The organism is Geobacillus subterraneus, assembly GCF_001618685.1.
Taxonomy (GTDB): Bacteria; Bacillota; Bacilli; order Bacillales; family Anoxybacillaceae; genus Geobacillus; species Geobacillus subterraneus.
Genome location: NZ_CP014342.1, coordinates 2,864,500 through 2,884,123, shown reverse-complemented (window position 1 = coordinate 2,884,123; position 19,624 = coordinate 2,864,500). Strand labels below are relative to the sequence as shown.

The following is a 19,624-nucleotide window of genomic DNA, read 5'->3' as shown; positions in this document are numbered from 1 at the left end:
TTTGCGAAAAAACGCTGAAGCGGCTCATAACGCCTGTCTCACCGTTCAAGAATCATTAGTTGAAATGTGAGGAAGAACATGAAAAACTGTTCTCCATCATTGTCCCTTGCATCAGAGAGAAATCATGAAAGAATGATAACGATGGCAAGGGTCGATAGAAAAAAACAAGCTTCTGAAGCAATTACGCTTCAGAAGCTTGTTCGACGGCCGTGGCAAATTGGCGGCGATGTTGGATAGTCAAATAAACGAGTGTTCCCATCATCATGGCAACAACAAATAGAAGCAGCTTGCCGATGTTTTCCCACATAAACGAGAAATCACCGCTTGAGATGACCGCTTTCAATCCGAAAACCGAATACGTCATCGGAAGCCATGCGTTAAAGTGTTGCAACGAGCGTGGAATCAGTTCGAGCGGGAATGTTCCCGCGCTTGTTGTCAATTGCAAAATCAGCACGACAATCGCGATAAATCTTCCTGGATCGCCGAACACGGTAACAAGAAATTGAATGACAGATAAAAATGTGATGCTAGTGACAATGCTAAACACGATAAAGAGCGGGACGCTTTTTACGTGTAAATCGAGTCCAACCAGCAACACGACATCCGCCAGCAGTGCTTGCAAAATCCCGATGCCGATCAAGACGCCGAATTTAGCCAAAAACCAATGCAATGGTGAACGCGGAATCTCCGCTGGTTCGCGAAGCGGAAAGACGATGGAAAGCAACAGCGCTCCGACAAACAATCCAAGTGATAAGAAGTACGGCGTAAACCCTGTTCCGTAGTTCGGCACTTTATTGATTTCTTCCTTGTGGAGATTCACTGGTTGGGCAAACATGTCGTAGACAGCCTTATTGGCTTTGACATCGCTTGCTTGTTCGGCTCCTTCTTTCAATTTATCCGCCAATTCTTTCGAGCCGTCTGTCAGTTGGTTGACACCATCTTGCAAATGTTTTGTCCCGTTCGTTAATTCCTTCGTTCCAGCCGCTACTTGTTGTGAACCGTCCCTCAACTGGCGCGTACCATCTTGAAGCTGATCCGCTCCTTGAGCCAATGTTTGCAGGCCTGAAGAAAGTGTTCCACTGCCATGGGCAAGCTGGCTTGCTCCTTGTGCAGCTTCTTGCATTTTGTCATACATTGTTTTCATGCCGCTGACGAGTTGTTCTTGGCCATTCGCCAGTGCGTCTGCGCCATTGACAAGTTGTTGTTGACCGGCAAGCAGTTCATCGACTCCGCGATCGAGAGCGATGTGCCCTTCATGCAGCTGTTGGGCTCCTTCGTGCAAAGAAGAGGCTCCAGAGTGCAACGATTGGGCGCCGCTATTTAACTGCGCAAGGCCGTTTTCGACTTGCTGGCTTCCCGATGATAGTTTCATGATTTGTTCTTTTAATTGCTCATATACGGCTCTCTGTTGCGCTTGAGGAGTTGTCTTGATGAGCACGTCCAGCTGCGCGCCCAACTGCTTAAGACCGCTTGTGATTTGGGCCGCACCTGTGTGAACTTGTTCGGCTCCTTCCTGCCACTGAGCCAATGAAGCTGTGAGCTTTGCTGCTCCATCGCTCAATTGTTCAGATCCTTGCAAAAGCTGCGGAGTGCGGGCGTCGAGCGCTTGCATTCCCTCATATACGCGTCTTGTCCCTGAAGCAAGATTCGCTGCTCCTTGCTGAGCCTGCTTTGCTCCGGAGAGGAGTTTCTCTTGCCCAGCGGTCATCTGTTTCATCCCGTTGTAAAGCGCTTCGGACCCGGTTTGAACTTGCAATGAGCCACTGGCAGCTTGGTGCAGTCCGTCAGTAAAGCTCACGGATTTTTCCGCGAGTGTCGCTAAATGGTGATATAACGTTTCAGTTCCGTCTTGTGCTTTTTTCATGCCATCATACAGTCGGTTTGTTCCGTCTTGTGCTTGGCTGAGTCCGTCATGCAGTTGTGCGGCTCCGTCGCTCGCGTTTGTCAATCCGTCAGCGACAGTTTGAATCGTATCAAACATGCTTTCGGCATATGTTTCTGTTATGGCGTTCGCTACTTCGTTTTTTATTTTTTCAACTGCAGTTTCGCCGATTTGTGCCGATAGAAAGTTAAATCCCTCATTCGGTTTGTAAATGAGCTGCAGTTTTTTCGGATGATCGTCTTGCAGCGTTGTCGCATTCCGGGAAAAATCGTCAGGGATTTGAATGAGCATATAATACTTTTGTTCTTTTAACCCTTTTTCCCCTTCATGTTCGGTTACAAAATGCCAGTCAAACTGCTTGTTCTCTTTTAACTTTTCGACAAGATCTTCCCCAAGATGAATCTCTTTGCCGTTGAGAACCGCCCCTTTGTCTTGGTTGACTACAGCGACGGGAAGTTCATCCAAATGATCGTATGGATCCCAAAATGCCCATAGAAACATGCCGCTGTATAGAAGAGGGATGAATAATACAGCTATGACAGGAATCAGCACTTTGCGGTTGGACAGAATGGCCTTCCATTCTTTTAACCATAATTGAAATGCGTGCATGCCCGAACCTCCTTTGTTTATAATTCTGACTGATTTGTCCATTTAGTCATTTCGCTCCGAAAAGAGAAGGATTATCATGGAGACAATCCTTTCAGCAAATACAGATCAAACAGTTCGGCAATGGTTTGTTGAGACAATGGTTCGTGATCTTTTTCCCATTCAATGCTTAATGCGATGTACATTTTAAACATGAAAAATGCCGTTAACTCTGGATCGCAAGAGCGAATGTCCCCTTTTGCCATCGCTTCTTCAATTTTTTCGCGAATATAGGCAATCATTTCGCGATCAAGGCGTTTCATCACATCTTGTACAGCTGCGGTGCCAATATCCCGCATTTCTTGCAAAAGTTTGATGGTTAATTCATGTTCTTGACGGAATGTAAAAATACGCTGCAAGGCGCGTTGGACGTTTTCGCTGAACGGCAAACGATCATCCATAGCCGCATCCGCTTCATGCTTAATTTCGGATATAACAGAGGAAACGATATGGTCAAGCAGCTCTTCTTTGCTTTTGAAAAATGTATAAATCGTTCCTTTGCCGACATTAGCCATCTTCGCTACTTGATCCATTGTCGTTGCTTTGTAGCCGAACAGCGAAAATGATTGAGTGGCGGCATCAATAATTTGTTGTTTTTTATCCGACATGGGCATTCATCCTTCATTTTTGACTAAATGGACAATTTGGTCATTACGTTTTGAATCATAACATGAATATGTTCGGTTTGCAACAGCAACAAAGTATGATGTTTCGTTTTTCTCACTCAACGGCACGTTCTGTTAGGGGAAGGAAGCCTTCGCCTTACTGTTTTGCCCCCTGGATTTAGCGAGGAAGACGAACAAGAAATTCGGTTCCTTTCCCGATTTGACTATGGACGTGGATCGCGCCGCCGTGGGCGTCGACGATCCATTTGGCGATCGACAGCCCGAGGCCGTGGCCGCCTTGTTGGCGCGAGCGCGCTTTGTCGACGCGGTAAAAGCGGTCGAAAATGCGGCCGATGTCTTCCGGCGGGATGCCGATGCCGGTGTCTTTGACGGAAAGGAACACGTGCTTTGGCTCGGTGCGGATCGACAGCGTCACCTCGCCGCCTTCGGGGGTGTATTTGATCGCGTTGTCGAGCAAAATGTACAACAGCTGCGTCAATTTGTCCGGGTCAGCGGTGACGAGCGCTTGCTCGGGAGCGTGAAAATGCATCGTAATCTGTTTTTTCGCCGCCAGTTCCGACATGAGCTGGAACGTGCGCTCGGCGTGCGGGCGGAAATCGAACGTTTGTTTTGAAAGCTCCAGCGCGGCGTGTTTCGCATCCGCGCGGGCGAGCGTCAACAAGTCGTTCATCAGTTTCGTGATTCGCTTCAATTCGTCACGCAGGCGGTCGAGCAGGCGGCGGGCAAAGTCGTTTTTCATCACATCCTCCTCAAGCGAAAGCGCCTCGACGGACGAGAAGACGACGCTGAGCGGCGTCCGCAGCTCATGAGAGGCGTCGGCGACGAACTGGCGCTGCCGCTCGTACGCCTCTTCAATCGGTGCGAGCGCGCGCTTGGACATAAAGAAGCTGAGCGCCACGCCGACGGCAAGAAACAAAACGGCCAAGCCGATGAGCACAATGAGCAGCCAATGGAACACGCCGAAAAACGACGTGACGTCCATGCCGATATACAGCATGCCCACGAAATCGCCGTGGATGACGAGCGGACGGGCGGCGGCGAGCACGCGCCAGTCGCGGGCCGCTTCGCGCGCGAGGCCGGGCATATGTTCCGGCAAAGAGACGCTCATGTAGACGGGAGCGCGCTCATTTGCCTTGAGATGGGACAAGGCGTTTAAAAAATACGGACGCAGGCGCGGGTGGACTTCATCCCCGGCGAGCAGGCCCCCGTCCGGGCCGATGACGTAAAAAAAGAGTTGGTCTTCGCTTAACAAAATGACATTTTCATCATCAAACAAGTCGAAATTGCTTTGCTTGAGCAGCACTTGTTCGATCGTATTCGCCTCTTGCTCGGCGAGGCGGCTGATGCGCCGCTCTTGGTCAGAGGTAGCGATCCAGTAAAACAAGGCCGCGGCGATCATGACAAACAAGGCGAGAAACAACGTGAAAATGCCGCTGTAGAGCGCCGTCAACCGCCAATGGGCGCGGCGGAACAAGTCGGCGCTTCCTAGGCGGCGCAGCCAGTCGCGCCATTCCCTCCAGTTATTTTTCAATTTTATACCCCACTCCTCGAACGGTTTGGATGACATCGTCTTTCAACTTTTTGCGCAATAGCTTGATTGTCGCGTCGATCGTTTTCATTGACACATCGGCATCCCACCCCCAAACGCGGTCCAATATCGTTTCGCGCGGCACGACTTGCCCTTGGTTTTGCACGAGCAAATCGAGAAGCTGAAACTCGCGTGGAGTGAGGAAAATCTCTTCATCGCCGCGATGGAGCGTATGGCTTGTCCGGTTTAAGGTGAAGCCGTGAAACGCCACTTTTTCCTCTTGAAGCGGGACGAACGTGCGCCGGGCGAGCGCCTTGAGCCGCGCGACGAGCTCGTCGATTTCAAACGGTTTGACCAAGTAATCGTCCGCTCCCGCCTCAAGCCCGGTGACGCGGTCATGGACGGCGTCTTTCGCCGTCAACATCAAAATCGCGCCTGTGTAGCCGTTTTGCCTCAACCGTCGACAAATGTCCACCCCATCGCCGTTTGGAAGCATCCAATCGAGCACGACGACATCGTAAAACTCCGCCATGGCGTAATCGTACGCATCTTCCCCTTCCTGCACCCAATCGATATGGTCGATGCCTTTCTTTTTCAATAAGTGAACGATCAGCTCCCCTAGGTGAAGATCGTCCTCGGCCAGCAAAATTTTCATCGCCATTCCTCCCGTTCTGTCTCTCTTCCTTCTTATCATATCAAATCGTTCGTGAAAAAACGGTGAAAACGCAGCCCATTCGCCGCGCAGAAGGCTGTTCTCTCAAAAAGAATTTTCACCATTTTTTCACCTTCCTTGGCTATCATGATGGACGAAGAGGAAAAGGAGGCAAACGGCGATGAGGAAAATGAGGAATTTGCATCTTTGGATTGGGCTGATCAGTTCGATCTTTTTGCTTGTTGAGGCGGTGACGGGGCTCCTTCTATCCGAGCCGTGGCTGATCGGCCAGGCGGAGCGCGGCGAGATGCACCGCGCCGCGCAGGAAGGAATGAACGCGTTCGGGGCGGGGCAGACGTCGGGAGCGGGGGCATCTACGGCCCCGATGGCACCGCGCGCCGAGGGAGGCGGATCGTCGCTCATGATGTTCGTCCGCCAGCTGCACGAAGGGAGAATCGGTTCGCTTGACATCCGCTGGGCGGTTGATGTCGCGGCGGTGGCGATGATCATCTTGACCGCGACGGGGATTTTCCTGTCGATCCGCACGCTCGCAGCGGGACGGAGGCGGAAGCAGAAGCGGATGACGCCAGCGCCGGAGACGACATAACGTACGCAGGAAGGGATGAAACGATGCATCAGAACAACCGAAAGAAACAGCGACGCTGGTCTTCTCTTTATGCAAGGCCGATCGATGTCGGTGGCATCGTCGTATTTCGCCCGCCATTTCACTGCTTGGCGGCCATTCGCTCGAAGATGCTGCATATTCCATCATGGATCATGAAGGAGGAGATGACCCATGGACGTGATGCCATTTGAACCAACCCCAACGCCAGAACCGAAACGCCGCGGCCGCTTCGTATCGTGGCTCGCCGCTTCCGTCGCAGGGGCGGTGATTGGGAGCGCGGCGACGTGGTATGTGGCGCCGAAATGGATGCATGGAGAAACGAATTCCCAAACGGAAACAGCGGAAACGACCGCAAAAAGCGAGGCGCTGCCGCTGCAGCCGACGGGGAACGTCAACACGAACATGATCGCCGCCATTAATAAAGTGGCCGATGCGGTCGTCGGCGTCGTCAACATTCAAAAACAAGTCGACTTTTTCTCCGAACAAGCGCAAGATACGGAAGCGGGGACGGGGTCGGGCGTCATCTTTAAAAAAGACGGCGATGCGGCCTACATTGTGACGAACAACCATGTCATTGAAGGGGCGAACAAAGTCGAAGTGGCGCTCGCGAACGGGAAAAAAGTGAAAGCCGAGATCGTCGGCGCGGATGCACTCACCGACCTCGCCGTCTTGAAAATCCCTGCTGAAGGGGTGACGAACGTGGCGAGTTTCGGCGACTCGTCGAAGGTGAAAATCGGCGAGCCTGTCGCGGCGATCGGCAACCCGCTCGGCCTTGATTTGTCGCGGACGGTGACGGAAGGGATCGTCAGCGGCAAACGGACGATGCCCGTCTCAACGTCAGCGGGGGATTGGGAAATCGACGTCATCCAAACGGACGCCGCCATCAACCCGGGCAACAGCGGCGGAGCGCTCATTAACAGCGCGGGGCAGGTGATCGGCATCAACAGCATGAAAATCGCGGAAACGGGCGTCGAAGGGCTCGGCTTTGCCATCCCGAGCGAAAACGTCAAACCGATCGTCGAGCAGCTGATGAAAGATGGGAAAATCAAACGCCCGTACCTTGGCGTCCAGCTTGTCGATGTGGCGGATTTGTCCGATGACGTCCGCACGAATGAATTGAAATTGCCGTCGAACATCACAAGCGGGGCGGCCGTCACGTCCGTCGAACCGTTCTCCCCAGCCGCGGAAGCCGGGCTGAAATCAAAAGACGTCATCGTCGCCATCAACGGCGACAAAATCGACAGCGTCAGCGCCTTGCGCAACTATTTGTATACGAAAACATCGGTGGGCGATCGCATCAAACTGACGATCTATCGCGATGGGTTTGAGACGACCGTATCCGTCACCTTAAAAGCGAGAGAAAGCAGCCAGTCATAAGAAGACATCGCCTCTTTTCAGCCGAAGCGGCTGGAAAGAGGCGATGTTCATTTTCGTGTGCGGCGCTTGCTCATGATGCTGGAGTATAAAGCGAAATGAGACGGCTGTACGTTGATTCCGTGTCGTCAGCACTTTTTGTATCGAGTCTGCTCATATTGCGAGAGCTGGCAGGACGACGTGCAGCCGTTGCATGTCCGAGAGTGGGTGCGCCCGCAATACAGGGGGCCCCATGATCCGAATCATCACTTCGCTCGGAATGATGTTGGAGGAAGGGCTTCGTTTGCTGTTGTCACAAGGACCGAATTCCTTGGCTAGAATAGGCGTGCCTACTACGAGCCACAAGGACGTTCGTGCCTCATATGTACAACAGCGAAGTCTCACGAAGGGATCTCAGTTGTCCATGGAGATGAGTAAGTTTGCTCACCTACGGTTTCAATTGGGCAACGACTCTCGGAAGCGGCTGCACCACCATAATTTGATTTTCCTGATGCTCCATTCGGTTTCTGTTGTTTGAAGCGCATGAACACGCCAATACATGGGCGGATGGGACATAAACTGGAATTCCAAAAATCTAAAAAACCAAGAATCTCTTTCTAAGGAAGAGATTTTTTTGTCCTTTTTATTTGCTTCTTGCTCGTTTTTAAAATCAATGTGGTATCCTACAGACTTTTCCAATGCTCGATCTTGATATTCACACAGGATCGTCAAACTGTTAGCCATTTGAGCATTCCCACCGTCCAACAGCGTTGCTCCTAAATGATCTGCCCGGACTTCCATCCACTGTGTGAATAGAGATTGGAAAGCAGGAAGCAGAAAAATCAAGAGCCATAGGCCGAGAAAAACAAAGATTTGATTATGTTCTAGCCAATTTGGAAAGGCTTCATGGATAAGGAAAACACCAGCAAAAACTAACCCGATCAACGCAAATCGCAATAACTGTCCCATCAAGACATCTCGCTTTTTCACATGAATCGCCTCATGAGCCAAAATGCCTTCAATGGCTTCATGGGGAAGTTTCAGCGTTTCTGAAGTTAACGCTACCAATGATCGACCAATATTCGCACCTATCGCAAAACCGTTATATTCGGCCGATTCCGTAACATAAATATCAACATGAGAAAGGCCGGCACGTGAAAAGACTTTCTCGATGATGGGCAGCAAATCGGGATCGTCTATTTTCCTCATATCTAAAGCGATTTTCAATACGCGATCCGAAATCCATAGATTGAATATCCAAAATAGTATAATAACAGCGGTTGTTGCGATCGGCCCGATCCCCAGCAAAGTAAACAGTGTGAGAAGGGCTGCATAAGCTCCCACCCCTTTCACCGTTGCTGCAAAATACCATTTTCCTAAAAGTCGTTTCCAATTTTTTGGATGATAAAAAGGCTTTACTTCGAACTCTTCCATTTTATGTATTTCTCCTTTAAGGAGAAAATCCATCGATTCTAATGGATCAGGGGTGAGATAAACTTTTTCACCGGAAAAAGATAACTTCCACGTTTTCCCCATGCTGGTCGTATAGTCCATATTAGGAGAGAACAAAGAAAAAAGCTGGAATAGTTGCAACACATCCGGCCTTGTCTGAACGCTTACTTCTGAAAGTTCCTTCAATGGATATTTTTTGGTTTCAAACAAAGATACAGCATATAATGCTTCTTCGTGTTCTGCGTAAAAAAGGCGGAGAGAGCGAAGCAGTCCCACTCTTTTTGTCAGCCCAACAAAAAGAGAGATGAAGCTATATAAAAGGATGAACGTAATCGCGGAATTCGGCCCGAAAAGGAAATAAAGAACAGCAATGACGATGAAAAATCCGGAAAATAACAAATCCGCTAATAGGCGCTCTTTATTTTTAGACAAGACTATTTCTCTCGCACCTTGTTCTTTTAGTTGATCGATGATCTCTTTCAATTGGGTTTTGCTTCTTTCCGGTACCGGAGAGCTAAAAAAGCTAAATCCAAATATAAAAAAAATGGGCACCGTTTTTATAAACCCTTGATCTAAGAACACATAGACGATCCATCCGATTCCGAGTATCGCAGTGAGGATATGTACATATAAAGAAGGACACCATTTTTTAAAAAAGTATGCCAAGAAACCGAGAAAAAAGCCGACTGCAGCAGTCCAAATCGATATAGTCACATCTGGCATCTGTTGCTCCCCCTGTCTAGTTGAAAAAGTGCAAGAAACCCCCTAGTCATTATTTATCACTTAAGTAAATCCACTAATACCCATTGGTAACGAAATTCGTCCATTCTACATGTAGGTGGTTGACAATGGCATGTTGTTGAACGTTCATGAACGTTTTTCTCCAATATTGGTTCTTTTTTCAATTGACATTATAGCAGGGACAGGTTCGTTTTGTATATCTTTTTCTTTTTTCACTCCACTGCGCTTGTTGGGGAACATGAATATGACCTACAATATTTTCCTCACATGTAACGGATAACGATCATTCATGTAGGAGAGGAACCGTATGATTAAGAGACCCGTTTTTGTATGACTCATGTTGTTGTCTTCCGCATGATTCGTGATTTACGCTTACGAAAGCGAGCGGTCAGTGTCCTGGTATGTTCGTTGCATGAATGGATCAGCAGATTGTTGCTGATGTTTTGACCATTCATTGTATATACATGCTCATTGAAAAGTTAACCTTCGCATAAGCGGTGCCCACTCCGGTTATACTGTCCCTAAGGAAAAGTATGGAAAAGGAGTGGAATTCTGCATGAAACGTCTCAAAATCACCAACGATCACGGATGGACACCTCGGACACTTCGCAAACAGGAATGGAAAATCAAAAACACCCTTCTTCGCCAACGGGTGATGGCCGTTCGCCTCGTCATGGAAGGCTATTCGGGCAAAGAAGCGGCCTCCATGGTCAACGTGTGCCGACAAACCGTTTCCCATTATGTGTCGCTGTTCAACGAAGGCGGCCTTGAACTCCTGCTTCATCGGGATTTCGCCCCCGGGCGAGAGCCGTTTCTCACCGAAGAACAGCAGGAAAAGATCAAACAGCTTGTGTTGACCACCACTCCCGCCGAACTGGGCTGGGACGTCGCCTCGGCGTGGAACACCAAACTCCTGCAATCCTATGTCGCAAAGCAATTCGGTGTTTCCATTTCCCGCGAAGCGCTGCGAAAACTCCTGCACCGCAAAGGGCTGTCGTGGACACGACCGACGTACACACTGGCGAAAGGGAACCCGGATGAGCAAAAGCAATTGGAAAAGCAAATGGATCTGATCAAAAAACTTGATCACCAAGGACACAGAAGATGCCGTTCTTCTGTACATCGATGAAACCCATATCCGCTCTTACCATGTCTTGCGGTCCACATGGTCAGAAGTCGGCCGCCAAAAACAAGTGCCGACGTTCGGCCATCATGCCCACGTATCGCGGTTTGGCGCGGTCAACATCCACGATGGCGAAACGGTGCTTCATCAAACGACTGCCGCGCCAATGCCGCGACGTTCTTGAATTTCTTGAGAATGCTCAAAGAGCGCGATCCAGACCGTCTCATCGTCTTGGTGTTGGATCACGCCCGCATTCAGCTTGTGGAAATGGCTGAAAGACACCGTGATCGCCAATGTGTTTCACAAACATCGAAACGATATCGTCCAGGCCATTGCTCGGTTTGCGGACGACATCCACGAACGTCCGCAGGAAGTGCTGCAACGCTTAGGGTGTGCAGGATGACTGAGAAGTTAACTCTTCATGTTGCATGTATATAGAAATTAGGTATTGATTCTCAAGTGCTAAACATAACAAAAGCGAACTGACTGCAGCTGAGCGGGCATGATCCCAAAAATGGAGGAGATCCCGTTCTAAGAGTTACGTCCTTCTGTGTTCCCACACTCTTTCCCGCAACTTGAAAACACAATTCATTATGAAGGGGAGCTTTGTGGGTGCAGGCCAAATGTGTGTTGAACTTGAGCAGCCGCTCCCTCACAGTGGAAGGGAACATCGTTCTAACAGGAAGGAACTCTTTTGGTTCTCATCGAATATGGCCATTATGACGGATGAAAAGGGATTTGAAATGGGCCCGAGTGCGCCGCTATGGATGTCCGTGTTGTACTACATTATGTGCATGGCCACCTTGATTGTCGGTGTGGCGATGCTAGTGAAAGGAACGGTTCGCCGCTTGTATTCGCTCGTTGCGGTGATCGCAGTGCCGCTCTTTTTTCTGAACAATTTTCACACGATCGCCAGGGTCGGCGTCGATCCGTTCGCCTACTGGCAGCAATCCCTCATCGAGGGGCAATGGTGGGCGTGGCTGTCGCTTGTGCTGTTTCTGTACATGATCGGGTACTGGGTGCTGCTCGTTCGCGGCATTCGTGGGCGGCGCGCCGCATCCATCAAAGGGGGAAAGGGAGATGGAATTCCGCGATTATGAAGAGTTTTGGCCATTTTATTTGACTCAGCACCGCAAACGGGCGACAAGGCGCTGGCATTTTGTCGGAACGAGCTTCGTGTTTTTGTTTGTGATCATTGCGATCGTGACGAGGAATGCGTGGTGGCTGCTCGGCGCTCCAGTGGCCGCCTATGCGCTCGCCTGGTTCAGCCACTTTTTCATTGAAGGAAACAAGCCCGCCACCTTCGGCCATCCGTTTTGGTCGCTTCGGGCCGATTTTCGCATGTACGGGCTCATGCTTACGGGGCAGCTTGGGCGGGATTTGGAGCGGCTGGGGATTTCAGAGGAATAAAGCGAAGAACGATGAAAAGACCTTCTCCCTGAAGATGTTCCAAAGTTTGGAGAAATGGGGGGCGGCAACCCGAATGATTCAGGGAGAAGGGGTTTGCCTTCTCATGGCTTCAATTGTTCAATCGTTTCCAGCGGCAGTCCGGTCAGTTCATGGATCGTGTCAGCATCAAATCCTTTTGCCAACATTCGTTTCGCAACATCCAACTTTGCTTTCTCCATTCCTTTCTCTATTCCTTTTTCCATTCCTTTTTCCATGCCTTTCTGTTCGTATGACACGATAAGTTCCATGACTTTGGCAGCCTCCTTCTCCTCCATGGTCTTCACCTCATCTCGCAGTCGGACTTCTTCTTCCTCCGATAACCGCAAATACGTTTCGAAAAAGCCGAACAACAGACGCTGTCTCGCCTCATCGAGCTCGAGGCGGGTGAGCATGCGCAAAAATTCCTTTTTCACTTCCACCTTCTCCTCTTCATTATACCCCATTTTGCTTAACAGGGCGGCAGCGACCGGGTTGTCATGGCGGATGTATGTGCGCCATGGGAGTTTGGACAATTCCACCGTCAAAAAACGGAAATCGAGAACGGTCAAAAACGGAAACGAAACGGTGAATGAAGATGGTTCATCGCGGATGGCATCATAGCTGAAGATGGCGATCGGAAGAATGCGGCGGCGGTGTTTTTGAAACAAGCGGCTGAAATAAATGAACATTCGCTCTGAAAACGAGGATTGGATGTAGCTTTGATGTTCGATGTGGATGACGATCAGTCCGTCTTCTCCTCTCAGCTTCGTCTCGACCAATAAATCGACTCGATGTTTTTCACCCGCGGTGACATCGGTCAGCACTTCTTCTGATAAAAAGGAAAGGTAGTGAAAGTCAATCTGTTCGTGTACGTGAGGAAAGAAGAGGAGAACAAATTCTTCAAAAAAGGTGCTCAACAACTCTTTAAACAGCCGATCGTGGTCAATGCGCGTTTCTGACATGGTCTCCCTCCCGATATGTTTTTAGATTCGCATAGCTTGATTCGCCTTGCACTATGCAAAATCCTGCCGGTCTCCCTGCATTTTTTCTGCTGTTAGAAGAAGGAAATCAGGGAGGATTGTCGAATTTTGATGACATTGGAAAAATGATGAAACCAACGGCTGCCTTCGCCGTATGTATAAGCGAAGGGGAAAGGAGGGAGGGGAGTTGTTCAGCCATTCGCCTGAAGTTGTGTACGGATGGGTGCTTGTCGTCAGTGCGTTGTTGACGGTTTTGTATTTTTTCTTCAGCGATGTGCTTGATGGCATCTTCGATCTGCCCGATCATCCGCTGTTCAGTCCGCAGCTAGTTTTATCGTTTTTCATTGTTGGCAGCGCGGTCGGATTGCTGGCGGAATGGTACACAGACTGGGCATCGAGCTTGGTTCTGTGGCTTGCCATCGGCGCGGCGCTTGTTGCTGTGTTGCTGTTGCACTTTTTCGTTTTTTTGCCGCTCCGTTCGGCTGAGGCGTCACTTGGATATACGGACGCCGATTTGGAGGGAACGCTCGCCAAAGTGATCGTCCCGGTGCCGCCTGATGGGTTTGGTGAAATTCTCATCTCCCGCAAAAGCGGGGCGGTGGCGAAACCAGCGAAAAGCCTCCATCGCGAGGAAATCGCTGCGGGGGAAGAAGTCGTCATCGTGCAAATGGAAAACGGCATCGCTGTAGTGGCGAAGCGCGATCCGTATCATGCTTTGATTTAAACAGAGAAAGGGGAAAAAGTGATGACTATTGCGCCATGGCTTGTCGTGATCGGCGTCGTCGTCTTGCTTCTTGTCGGACTTATTGCCATTTTTATCGCCCGCTACCGCACCGTCGGGCCGGACGAGGCGCTCATTGTGACGGGCAGCTACTTAGGAAGCAAAAACGTTCACGTGGACGAATCGGGAAACAAAATTAAAATCGTCCGCGGCGGCGGCACGTTTGTCGTGCCGATTTTCCAGCAGGCTGAGCCGCTCAGTTTATTGTCGATCAAGCTCGATGTGCAAACGCCGGAAGTGTATACGGAACAAGGCGTGCCCGTCATGGCGGACGGGGTGGCGATCATCAAAGTCGGAAGTTCGATCAGCGAAATCGCGACCGCGGCCGAGCAGTTTTTAGGCAAAACGCGCCAAGATATGGAAAACGAAGCGCGTGAAGTGCTTGAAGGCCATCTTCGCTCCATCCTCGGGTCGATGACGGTTGAAGAAATTTATAAAAACCGCGATAAATTTTCGCAAGAAGTGCAGCGTGTCGCTTCGCAAGATCTCGCGAAAATGGGGCTTGTCATCGTCTCGTTCACGATCAAAGACGTGCGCGACAAAAACGGCTACCTTGACGCGCTCGGGAAGCCGCGCATCGCCCAAGTGAAGCGCGACGCCGATATCGCGACGGCCGAAGCGGAAAAAGAGACGCGCATCAAGCGGGCCGAAGCGGACAAGGAAGCGCGCAAAGCGGAACTCGAGCGGCTGACGGAAATCGCCGAGGCGGAAAAAATCAACCAGCTCAAACTCGCCGAATTCCGCCAAGAGCAAGATATCGCCAAAGCGCGCGCCGATCAGGCGTACCATCTCGAAGAAGCGAAAGCCAAACAAGAAGTGACGGCTCAACAAATGCAAATTAAAATCATCGAGCGGCAAAAACAAATCGAGCTCGAAGAAAAAGAAATTTTGCGCCGCGAACGGCAATACGATTCAGAAGTGAAGAAAAAAGCTGATGCCGAGCGCTATGCGATCGAGCAAAAAGCAGCGGCGGAAAAGGCGAAACAAATCGCCGAAGCCGATGCGCAAAAGTACCGCGTCGAAACGCTGGCGAAAGCGGAAGCGGAGCGCGTCCGACTCGACGGGTTGGCAAAAGCCGAGGCGGAGAAAGCGAAAGGGGAAGCGGAAGCGGAAATCATCCGACTGAAAGGCCTCGCCGAAGCGGAAGCGAAACAAAAGATCGCCGAAGCGTTCGAGCGCTATGGCCAGGCTGCGGTGCTCGACATGATCATCAAGATGCTTCCGGAGTATGCGAAACAAGTGGCGAGCCCGCTTGCGAACATCGAGAAGCTGACGATCGTCGACACCGGCTCAGGAGCGGGGGGCGGCGCCAACCGCGTCACGGGCTATGCGACGAACTTAATGGCGAGCTTGCAGGAGACGTTGAAAGCGTCAACCGGCATCGATGTGAAGCAGCTGCTCGAGAGCGTCGCCCAGGGTGGAGCGGCCCATGTCCAGCCGCTCGGTGCGCCAGCATCGTCCCAAGAGGCGAAGACAACAGAATGATGCCTATCCTCCCACAGCGCCCTTCGCTTGAACCCGAGGGCGCTGTTTCTCGCCGCCTTGTTCACGACATTCGTCGGAGTTGCGCATGAAGCGTTGTTTCGTTATGATGGGAACGGGTGGAATGGAAAAAAGGAAGTAGGTTGAGAATAATGAAACGAGCTCGAATCATTTATAACCCGACATCAGGGCGGGAGCTGTTTAAGCGCCATTTGCCTGATGTGCTCGTGCGGTTGGAAAAGGCGGGCTATGAAACGTCGTGCCACGCCACCGAAGGGCCGGGGGATGCGACGGAAGCAGCGCGCCAGGCCGTCCTGCGGGAATTTGATCTCGTTGTCGCCGCAGGGGGCGACGGAACGATCAATGAAGTCGTCAACGGCATCGCCGATCAGCCGCATCGGCCGACACTGGGCGTCATTCCCGTTGGGACGACGAACGATTTCGCCCGCGCCATCGGCGTGCCCCGTTCGATTGAAGGGGCGTGCGACGTGATCGCCACGGGCGAGCCCGTCCCGATTGACATCGGCTGTGTGACGAACGAAGACAAAACGCGCTATTTCATCAACATCGCGGGCGGCGGGCGCCTGACCGAGCTCACCTACGAAGTGCCGAGCAAGCTGAAAACGATGCTTGGCCAGCTCGCCTATTACTTGAAAGGGATCGAGATGTTGCCGTCCATCAAGGCGACCGAAGCGCAAATCGAGTATGACGGCAAACTGTTCGAAGGCGAGATTATGATGTTTTTGGTTTCGCTCACGAACTCGGTCGGCGGGTTTGAAAAACTGGCACCCGATTCATCATTGAATGACGGCCTGTTCGATTTTATCATCGTCAAGAAAACGAACTTGGCCGAATTCATCCGCCTTGTCACCCTCGCGGCGCGCGGCGAGCACATCAACGACCCGCACGTCATTTACACGAAAGCGAACCGGGTAAAAGTGCACTCGCCGATGCAGCTGAACTTAGACGGCGAATTCGGCGGCATGCTTCCAGGGGAGTTCGTCAATTTGCGCCGCCATATTGACGTATTGATGCCAAAAGAAAAGGCAGAACAAGTGAGAACAGGAAGATAAGCCTGTTCTTTTCTTATGCCTTTCCCCTATAAAGGGCACGCTACATATACAGAGGAACGGCAGAAAGGAGAACGACATGACGAAGCAGCAACCACCAGTCGCCAAAAATGAATATTATGACGTCGTATTCACGGATTTGACCCACGACGGTCTCGGAGTGGCGAAAGTCGACGGCTTTCCGTTGTTTGTGAAACACGCGCTTCCCGGCGAGCGGGCGAAGGTGAAAGCGATCAAAGTGAAAAAAGGGTATGGGTACGGCCGCCTCGTGGAGCTGTACGAACCAAGCCCCGACCGCGTTGCGCCGCCGTGCCCCGTCTATCGCCAATGCGGCGGCTGCCAGCTGCAACACCTCAGCTACGAAGGCCAGCTGAAAGCGAAGGAAAAGCAGGTGAAAGAAGTGCTCGCCCGCATCGGCAAGCTAGAAGGCGTCACCGTCCATCCCGTCATCGGGATGAAGAACCCATGGCGGTATCGAAACAAGGCGCAAGTGCCCGTTGGCGAGCGCGAAGGGGGCTTGGTGGCGGGCTTTTACAAGGAGCGGACGCATGAAATCATCGATATGGACGCCTGCCTCATCCAGCAAGAGGCGAACGATGTCGTCGTCCAGGCCGTGAAGCGCATCGCCGAGCGCTATGGTATTCCCCCATACGACGAAACCACGCACAAGGGCGTTCTTCGCCATATTGTCGCCCGCTACGGCGCGGCAACAGGCGAGGTGATGGTCGTGCTTGTCACCCGCACGGACCATCTGCCCCACGAACAGGACATTGTCCGTGACATCGTCCGCGCCATTCCGGGCGTGAAATCGATCGTGCAAAACGTCAACCCCGAGCGGACGAACGTCATTTTCGGCGCCAAAACGCGGGTGTTATGGGGAAGCGAGTTCATCACCGACCGCATCGGCGGCATTCAATTCGCCATCTCGGCCCGCTCGTTTTACCAAGTCAACCCCGAACAGACGAAAGTGCTGTATGACAAAGCGCTCGAATACGTGGAGCTGACCGGGCGGGAGACGGTGATCGACGCCTACTGCGGCATCGGCACGATCTCGCTCTTTTTGGCGCGTAAAGCGAAACACGTCTACGGCGTCGAAATCGTCCCCGAAGCGATCGAAGACGCCAAGCGCAACGCCAAACTCAACGGCATCCAAAACGTCACCTTCGAAGTCGGCGCCGCCGAAGACGTCATCCCGCGTTGGTACGAAGAAGGCATCCGCGCCGACTGCTTGGTCGTTGACCCGCCGCGCAAAGGCTGTGACGCCGCGCTGCTTGAGACGATCATCGCCATGAAACCGCCGCGCGTCGTCTACGTCTCGTGTAACCCGGCGACGCTCGCCCGCGACTTGCGCATCCTAGAAGACGGCGGCTACGAAACGATCGAAGTCCAGCCAGTGGACATGTTTCCGCACACGGCGCATGTGGAGTGTGTGGCGAAAATTCGGTTGAGATAAGACAACGGGCCGGTGGATCCGGCCTTGTTGTTTGCAGTCGAATTGGGCAAACGGCCATGACGACACGAATGACATGATAAAGATTTCATCCGCCTGCAAAACTGGGGGCTGGATGAGATCCATCCTATTGAGAATCCACACCACTTGCAAGTGTTCCTCGAACGGTTATGGTGAACGACTCCCGCTTCATGCAAAGCACAGTCGGAGTTTCTTTGCCCCAAATGTCACCCTCTGTCTTCCTGAGCGTCAACCGGCATAAAACATATTTTTCTTCCCCCTTTTGTACCGAAAACCGTATATAATGGAGATTGGAAATCACAAGGAGGTACATAGAAGCCATGCTCACAGGCGAATTGCGCCATAAAGTCGATAAAATATGGGAAACGTTTTGGACGGGCGGAATTACGAACCCGCTGACGGTCATTGAACAGTTTACCTACTTATTGTTCATCAAAGGCTTGGATGAAGTCGAAACACAGCGCGAGCAGGAGGATGCGCTGCTCGGCATTGAATCGGAACGCATCTTTCCTCCCGATAAGCAACACTTGCGCTGGAGCAAATTCAAACATTTTGAAGCCGCCCATATGTACGATGTCGTGTCCAATGAAGTGTTTCCGTTCATCAAAAACTTGCACGGCAATCGGGAATCGGCCTATGCAAAATATATGGGCGACGCCATTTTCATGATCCCGACGCCGCAAATGCTCGTCAAAATCGTCGACGGCATTGACCGCATTCCGATGAAAGACCGCGATACGAAAGGCGATTTGTACGAGTATTTGTTATCGAAAATCGCCACCGCAGGCACGAACGGCCAATTCCGCACCCCGCGTCATATCATTCACATGATGGTCGAGCTGATGAAACCGACGCCGGAAGACATCATCGTCGACCCGGCCGCAGGTTCCGCAGGGTTTTTAGTCGCAGCGGGCGAATATTTGCGCAAACATCGCAGTGACTTATTTTTAGTGCAAAGTTTAAAAGAACATTTTAATAACCATATGTTCTACGGTTTTGATATGGACCGCACGATGCTGCGGATTGGCGCGATGAACATGATGCTCCATGGCATTGAAAATCCAAATATCGAATATCGCGACTCCTTGTCGGAACAAAACAAAGATAAGGACAAATACACCCTTGTCCTTGCCAATCCGCCTTTTAAAGGTTCATTAGATTATGATGCAGTTTCAAATGATTTGTTAAAAGTTGTAAAGACAAAGAAAACCGAACTTTTATTTTTGGCATTATTCTTACGCATTTTAAAAACGGGCGGACGTTGCGCGTGCATTGTGCCGGACGGGGTATTGTTCGGCAGCTCGAAGGCGCATAAAGACATCCGCAAAGAGATTGTGGAAAATCATAAATTAGAAGCCATTATTTCGATGCCAAGCGGCGTATTTAAACCATACGCGGGCGTATCGACAGCGATTATGATTTTCACGAAAACGGGAGTCGGCGGTACGGATCAAGTATGGTTTTATGATATGAAAGCGGACGGCTATTCATTGGACGACAAGCGTACTCCGATTGAAGAAAACGACATTCCGGACATCATTGCGCGATTCCATAACCGTGAAGCGGAAAAAGAACGGAAGCGCACGGAGCAGTCGTTCTTCGTGCCGGTGGAAGAAATTCGTGAAAACGACTATGACCTTTCGATTAACAAGTATAAAGAAATTGAGTATGAAGAAGTGAAGTATCAACAACCGATAGAAATAATTGAAAAAGTAAAGAAGCTAGAAGAAGAAATAATAAAAGGTATAAAAGAGTTAGAAGATATGCTTAAATTCTAGAGGTGCT

17 protein-coding genes are annotated in these 19,624 nt (G+C 51.0%); 11 read left to right on the top strand and 6 right to left on the bottom strand.

Annotation, left to right across the window (positions count from 1 at the left end; all coding sequences use genetic code 11):
• Positions 1–181 precede the first annotated feature (181 nt).
• From GS3922_RS14005 to GS3922_RS13990, 4 genes are all read right to left on the bottom strand, one after another.
• Positions 182–2,491, bottom strand: a complete 2,310-nt coding sequence (locus GS3922_RS14005) for a YhgE/Pip domain-containing protein (protein ID WP_063166845.1) — start codon at positions 2,489–2,491, stop codon at positions 182–184.
• A gap of 74 nt (positions 2,492–2,565) precedes the next feature.
• Complete coding sequence (locus tag GS3922_RS14000; protein ID WP_063166844.1) at positions 2,566–3,135, bottom strand: TetR/AcrR family transcriptional regulator; 570 nt, start codon at positions 3,133–3,135, stop codon at positions 2,566–2,568.
• A 175-nt stretch (positions 3,136–3,310) separates the two neighbouring features.
• Complete coding sequence (locus GS3922_RS13995) at positions 3,311–4,720, bottom strand: sensor histidine kinase (RefSeq protein WP_396231417.1); 1,410 nt, start codon at positions 4,718–4,720, stop codon at positions 3,311–3,313.
• Positions 4,674–5,336 carry a response regulator transcription factor gene (locus GS3922_RS13990; RefSeq protein ID WP_015373859.1) on the bottom strand — a complete coding sequence of 221 codons (663 nt, stop codon included), beginning with the start codon at positions 5,334–5,336 and terminating at the stop codon, positions 4,674–4,676. Before GS3922_RS13990 ends, GS3922_RS13995 begins: the two co-directional genes overlap by 47 nt.
• Before the next feature lie 178 nt (positions 5,337–5,514).
• Between GS3922_RS13990 and GS3922_RS13985 the strand changes: the two genes are divergently transcribed.
• Genes GS3922_RS13985 through GS3922_RS13975 form a run of 3 tightly spaced genes read left to right on the top strand, consistent with a single transcriptional unit; the run spans position 5,515 to position 7,335 of the window.
• The gene (locus GS3922_RS13985) at positions 5,515–5,940 is read left to right on the top strand and encodes a PepSY-associated TM helix domain-containing protein (protein ID WP_013144197.1); all 426 of its coding nucleotides are present in this window, start codon (positions 5,515–5,517) and stop codon (positions 5,938–5,940) included.
• 23 nt (positions 5,941–5,963) lie between these two features.
• The gene (locus tag GS3922_RS13980) at positions 5,964–6,149 is read left to right on the top strand and encodes a hypothetical protein (RefSeq protein ID WP_063166842.1); all 186 of its coding nucleotides are present in this window, start codon (positions 5,964–5,966) and stop codon (positions 6,147–6,149) included.
• Positions 6,130–7,335 (top strand): S1C family serine protease, encoded by a 1,206-nt coding sequence (locus GS3922_RS13975; protein ID WP_063166841.1) that lies wholly within the window; start codon positions 6,130–6,132, stop codon positions 7,333–7,335. Before GS3922_RS13980 ends, GS3922_RS13975 begins: the two co-directional genes overlap by 20 nt.
• Before the next feature lie 432 nt (positions 7,336–7,767).
• On the opposite strand, the gene GS3922_RS13970 is transcribed toward GS3922_RS13975, so the two are convergent.
• Positions 7,768–9,486, bottom strand: a complete 1,719-nt coding sequence (locus GS3922_RS13970) for a M56 family metallopeptidase (protein ID WP_042382517.1) — start codon at positions 9,484–9,486, stop codon at positions 7,768–7,770.
• A gap of 574 nt (positions 9,487–10,060) precedes the next feature.
• Here GS3922_RS13970 and GS3922_RS17980 point away from each other — a divergent pair.
• The 3 genes from GS3922_RS17980 (at position 10,061) to GS3922_RS13955 (ending at position 12,037) form a co-directional block, all read left to right on the top strand.
• Positions 10,061–10,633, top strand: coding sequence for an IS630 family transposase (locus GS3922_RS17980; RefSeq protein ID WP_063166840.1), 573 nt, complete (start codon positions 10,061–10,063; stop codon positions 10,631–10,633).
• A gap of 737 nt (positions 10,634–11,370) precedes the next feature.
• Positions 11,371–11,727, top strand: coding sequence for a hypothetical protein (locus GS3922_RS13960; protein WP_225995674.1), 357 nt, complete (start codon positions 11,371–11,373; stop codon positions 11,725–11,727).
• Positions 11,708–12,037 (top strand): Mpo1-like protein, encoded by a 330-nt coding sequence (locus GS3922_RS13955; RefSeq protein ID WP_063166839.1) that lies wholly within the window; start codon positions 11,708–11,710, stop codon positions 12,035–12,037. Before GS3922_RS13960 ends, GS3922_RS13955 begins: the two co-directional genes overlap by 20 nt.
• A 101-nt stretch (positions 12,038–12,138) precedes the next feature.
• Here GS3922_RS13955 and GS3922_RS13950 read toward each other — a convergent pair whose 3' ends face one another.
• Positions 12,139–13,017: an RpnC/YadD family protein gene (locus GS3922_RS13950; RefSeq protein ID WP_063166838.1), complete on the bottom strand. Its 879-nt coding sequence runs from the start codon at positions 13,015–13,017 to the stop codon at positions 12,139–12,141.
• Positions 13,018–13,222: 205 nt separating this feature from the next.
• On the opposite strand from GS3922_RS13950, the gene GS3922_RS13945 reads away from it, so the two are divergent.
• The 5 genes from GS3922_RS13945 to GS3922_RS13925 all read left to right on the top strand — a co-directional run bounded on the left by GS3922_RS13945 (position 13,223) and on the right by GS3922_RS13925 (position 19,617).
• A complete protein-coding gene (locus GS3922_RS13945) occupies positions 13,223–13,759 on the top strand; it encodes an NfeD family protein (protein ID WP_063166837.1) in 537 nt (178 codons plus the stop codon).
• A 21-nt stretch (positions 13,760–13,780) separates the two neighbouring features.
• A complete protein-coding gene (locus GS3922_RS13940; RefSeq protein ID WP_063166836.1) occupies positions 13,781–15,301 on the top strand; it encodes a flotillin lipid rafts scaffold protein FloT in 1,521 nt (506 codons plus the stop codon).
• A gap of 149 nt (positions 15,302–15,450) precedes the next feature.
• Positions 15,451–16,371, top strand: a complete 921-nt coding sequence (locus GS3922_RS13935) for a diacylglycerol kinase (RefSeq protein WP_015373870.1) — start codon at positions 15,451–15,453, stop codon at positions 16,369–16,371.
• 76 nt (positions 16,372–16,447) lie between these two features.
• Positions 16,448–17,821 carry a 23S rRNA (uracil(1939)-C(5))-methyltransferase RlmD gene (rlmD, locus tag GS3922_RS13930; RefSeq protein WP_063166835.1) on the top strand — a complete coding sequence of 458 codons (1,374 nt, stop codon included), beginning with the start codon at positions 16,448–16,450 and terminating at the stop codon, positions 17,819–17,821.
• 338 nt (positions 17,822–18,159) lie between these two features.
• A complete protein-coding gene (locus GS3922_RS13925; RefSeq protein WP_063166834.1) occupies positions 18,160–19,617 on the top strand; it encodes a type I restriction-modification system subunit M in 1,458 nt (485 codons plus the stop codon).
• The last annotated feature ends 7 nt before the right edge of the window (positions 19,618–19,624 follow it).

Bases quoted from the DNA above. Each gene is read 5' to 3' on its own strand.
- GS3922_RS14005 (WP_063166845.1), bottom strand. From the start codon at position 2,491: ATGCACGCATTTCAATTATGGTTAAAAGAATGGAAGGCCATTCTGTCC.
- GS3922_RS14000 (WP_063166844.1), bottom strand. From the start codon at position 3,135: ATGTCGGATAAAAAACAACAAATTATTGATGCCGCCACTCAATCATTT.
- GS3922_RS13995 (WP_396231417.1), bottom strand. From the start codon at position 4,720: ATGTCATCCAAACCGTTCGAGGAGTGGGGTATAAAATTGAAAAATAAC.
- GS3922_RS13990 (WP_015373859.1), bottom strand. From the start codon at position 5,336: ATGAAAATTTTGCTGGCCGAGGACGATCTTCACCTAGGGGAGCTGATC.
- GS3922_RS13985 (WP_013144197.1), top strand. From the start codon at position 5,515: ATGAGGAAAATGAGGAATTTGCATCTTTGGATTGGGCTGATCAGTTCG.
- GS3922_RS13980 (WP_063166842.1), top strand. From the start codon at position 5,964: ATGCATCAGAACAACCGAAAGAAACAGCGACGCTGGTCTTCTCTTTAT.
- GS3922_RS13975 (WP_063166841.1), top strand. From the start codon at position 6,130: ATGGACGTGATGCCATTTGAACCAACCCCAACGCCAGAACCGAAACGC.
- GS3922_RS13970 (WP_042382517.1), bottom strand. From the start codon at position 9,486: ATGCCAGATGTGACTATATCGATTTGGACTGCTGCAGTCGGCTTTTTT.
- GS3922_RS17980 (WP_063166840.1), top strand. From the start codon at position 10,061: ATGAAACGTCTCAAAATCACCAACGATCACGGATGGACACCTCGGACA.
- GS3922_RS13960 (WP_225995674.1), top strand. From the start codon at position 11,371: ATGGGCCCGAGTGCGCCGCTATGGATGTCCGTGTTGTACTACATTATG.
- GS3922_RS13955 (WP_063166839.1), top strand. From the start codon at position 11,708: ATGGAATTCCGCGATTATGAAGAGTTTTGGCCATTTTATTTGACTCAG.
- GS3922_RS13950 (WP_063166838.1), bottom strand. From the start codon at position 13,017: ATGTCAGAAACGCGCATTGACCACGATCGGCTGTTTAAAGAGTTGTTG.
- GS3922_RS13940 (WP_063166836.1), top strand. From the start codon at position 13,781: ATGACTATTGCGCCATGGCTTGTCGTGATCGGCGTCGTCGTCTTGCTT.
- GS3922_RS13935 (WP_015373870.1), top strand. From the start codon at position 15,451: ATGAAACGAGCTCGAATCATTTATAACCCGACATCAGGGCGGGAGCTG.
- rlmD (WP_063166835.1), top strand. From the start codon at position 16,448: ATGACGAAGCAGCAACCACCAGTCGCCAAAAATGAATATTATGACGTC.
- GS3922_RS13925 (WP_063166834.1), top strand. From the start codon at position 18,160: ATGCTCACAGGCGAATTGCGCCATAAAGTCGATAAAATATGGGAAACG.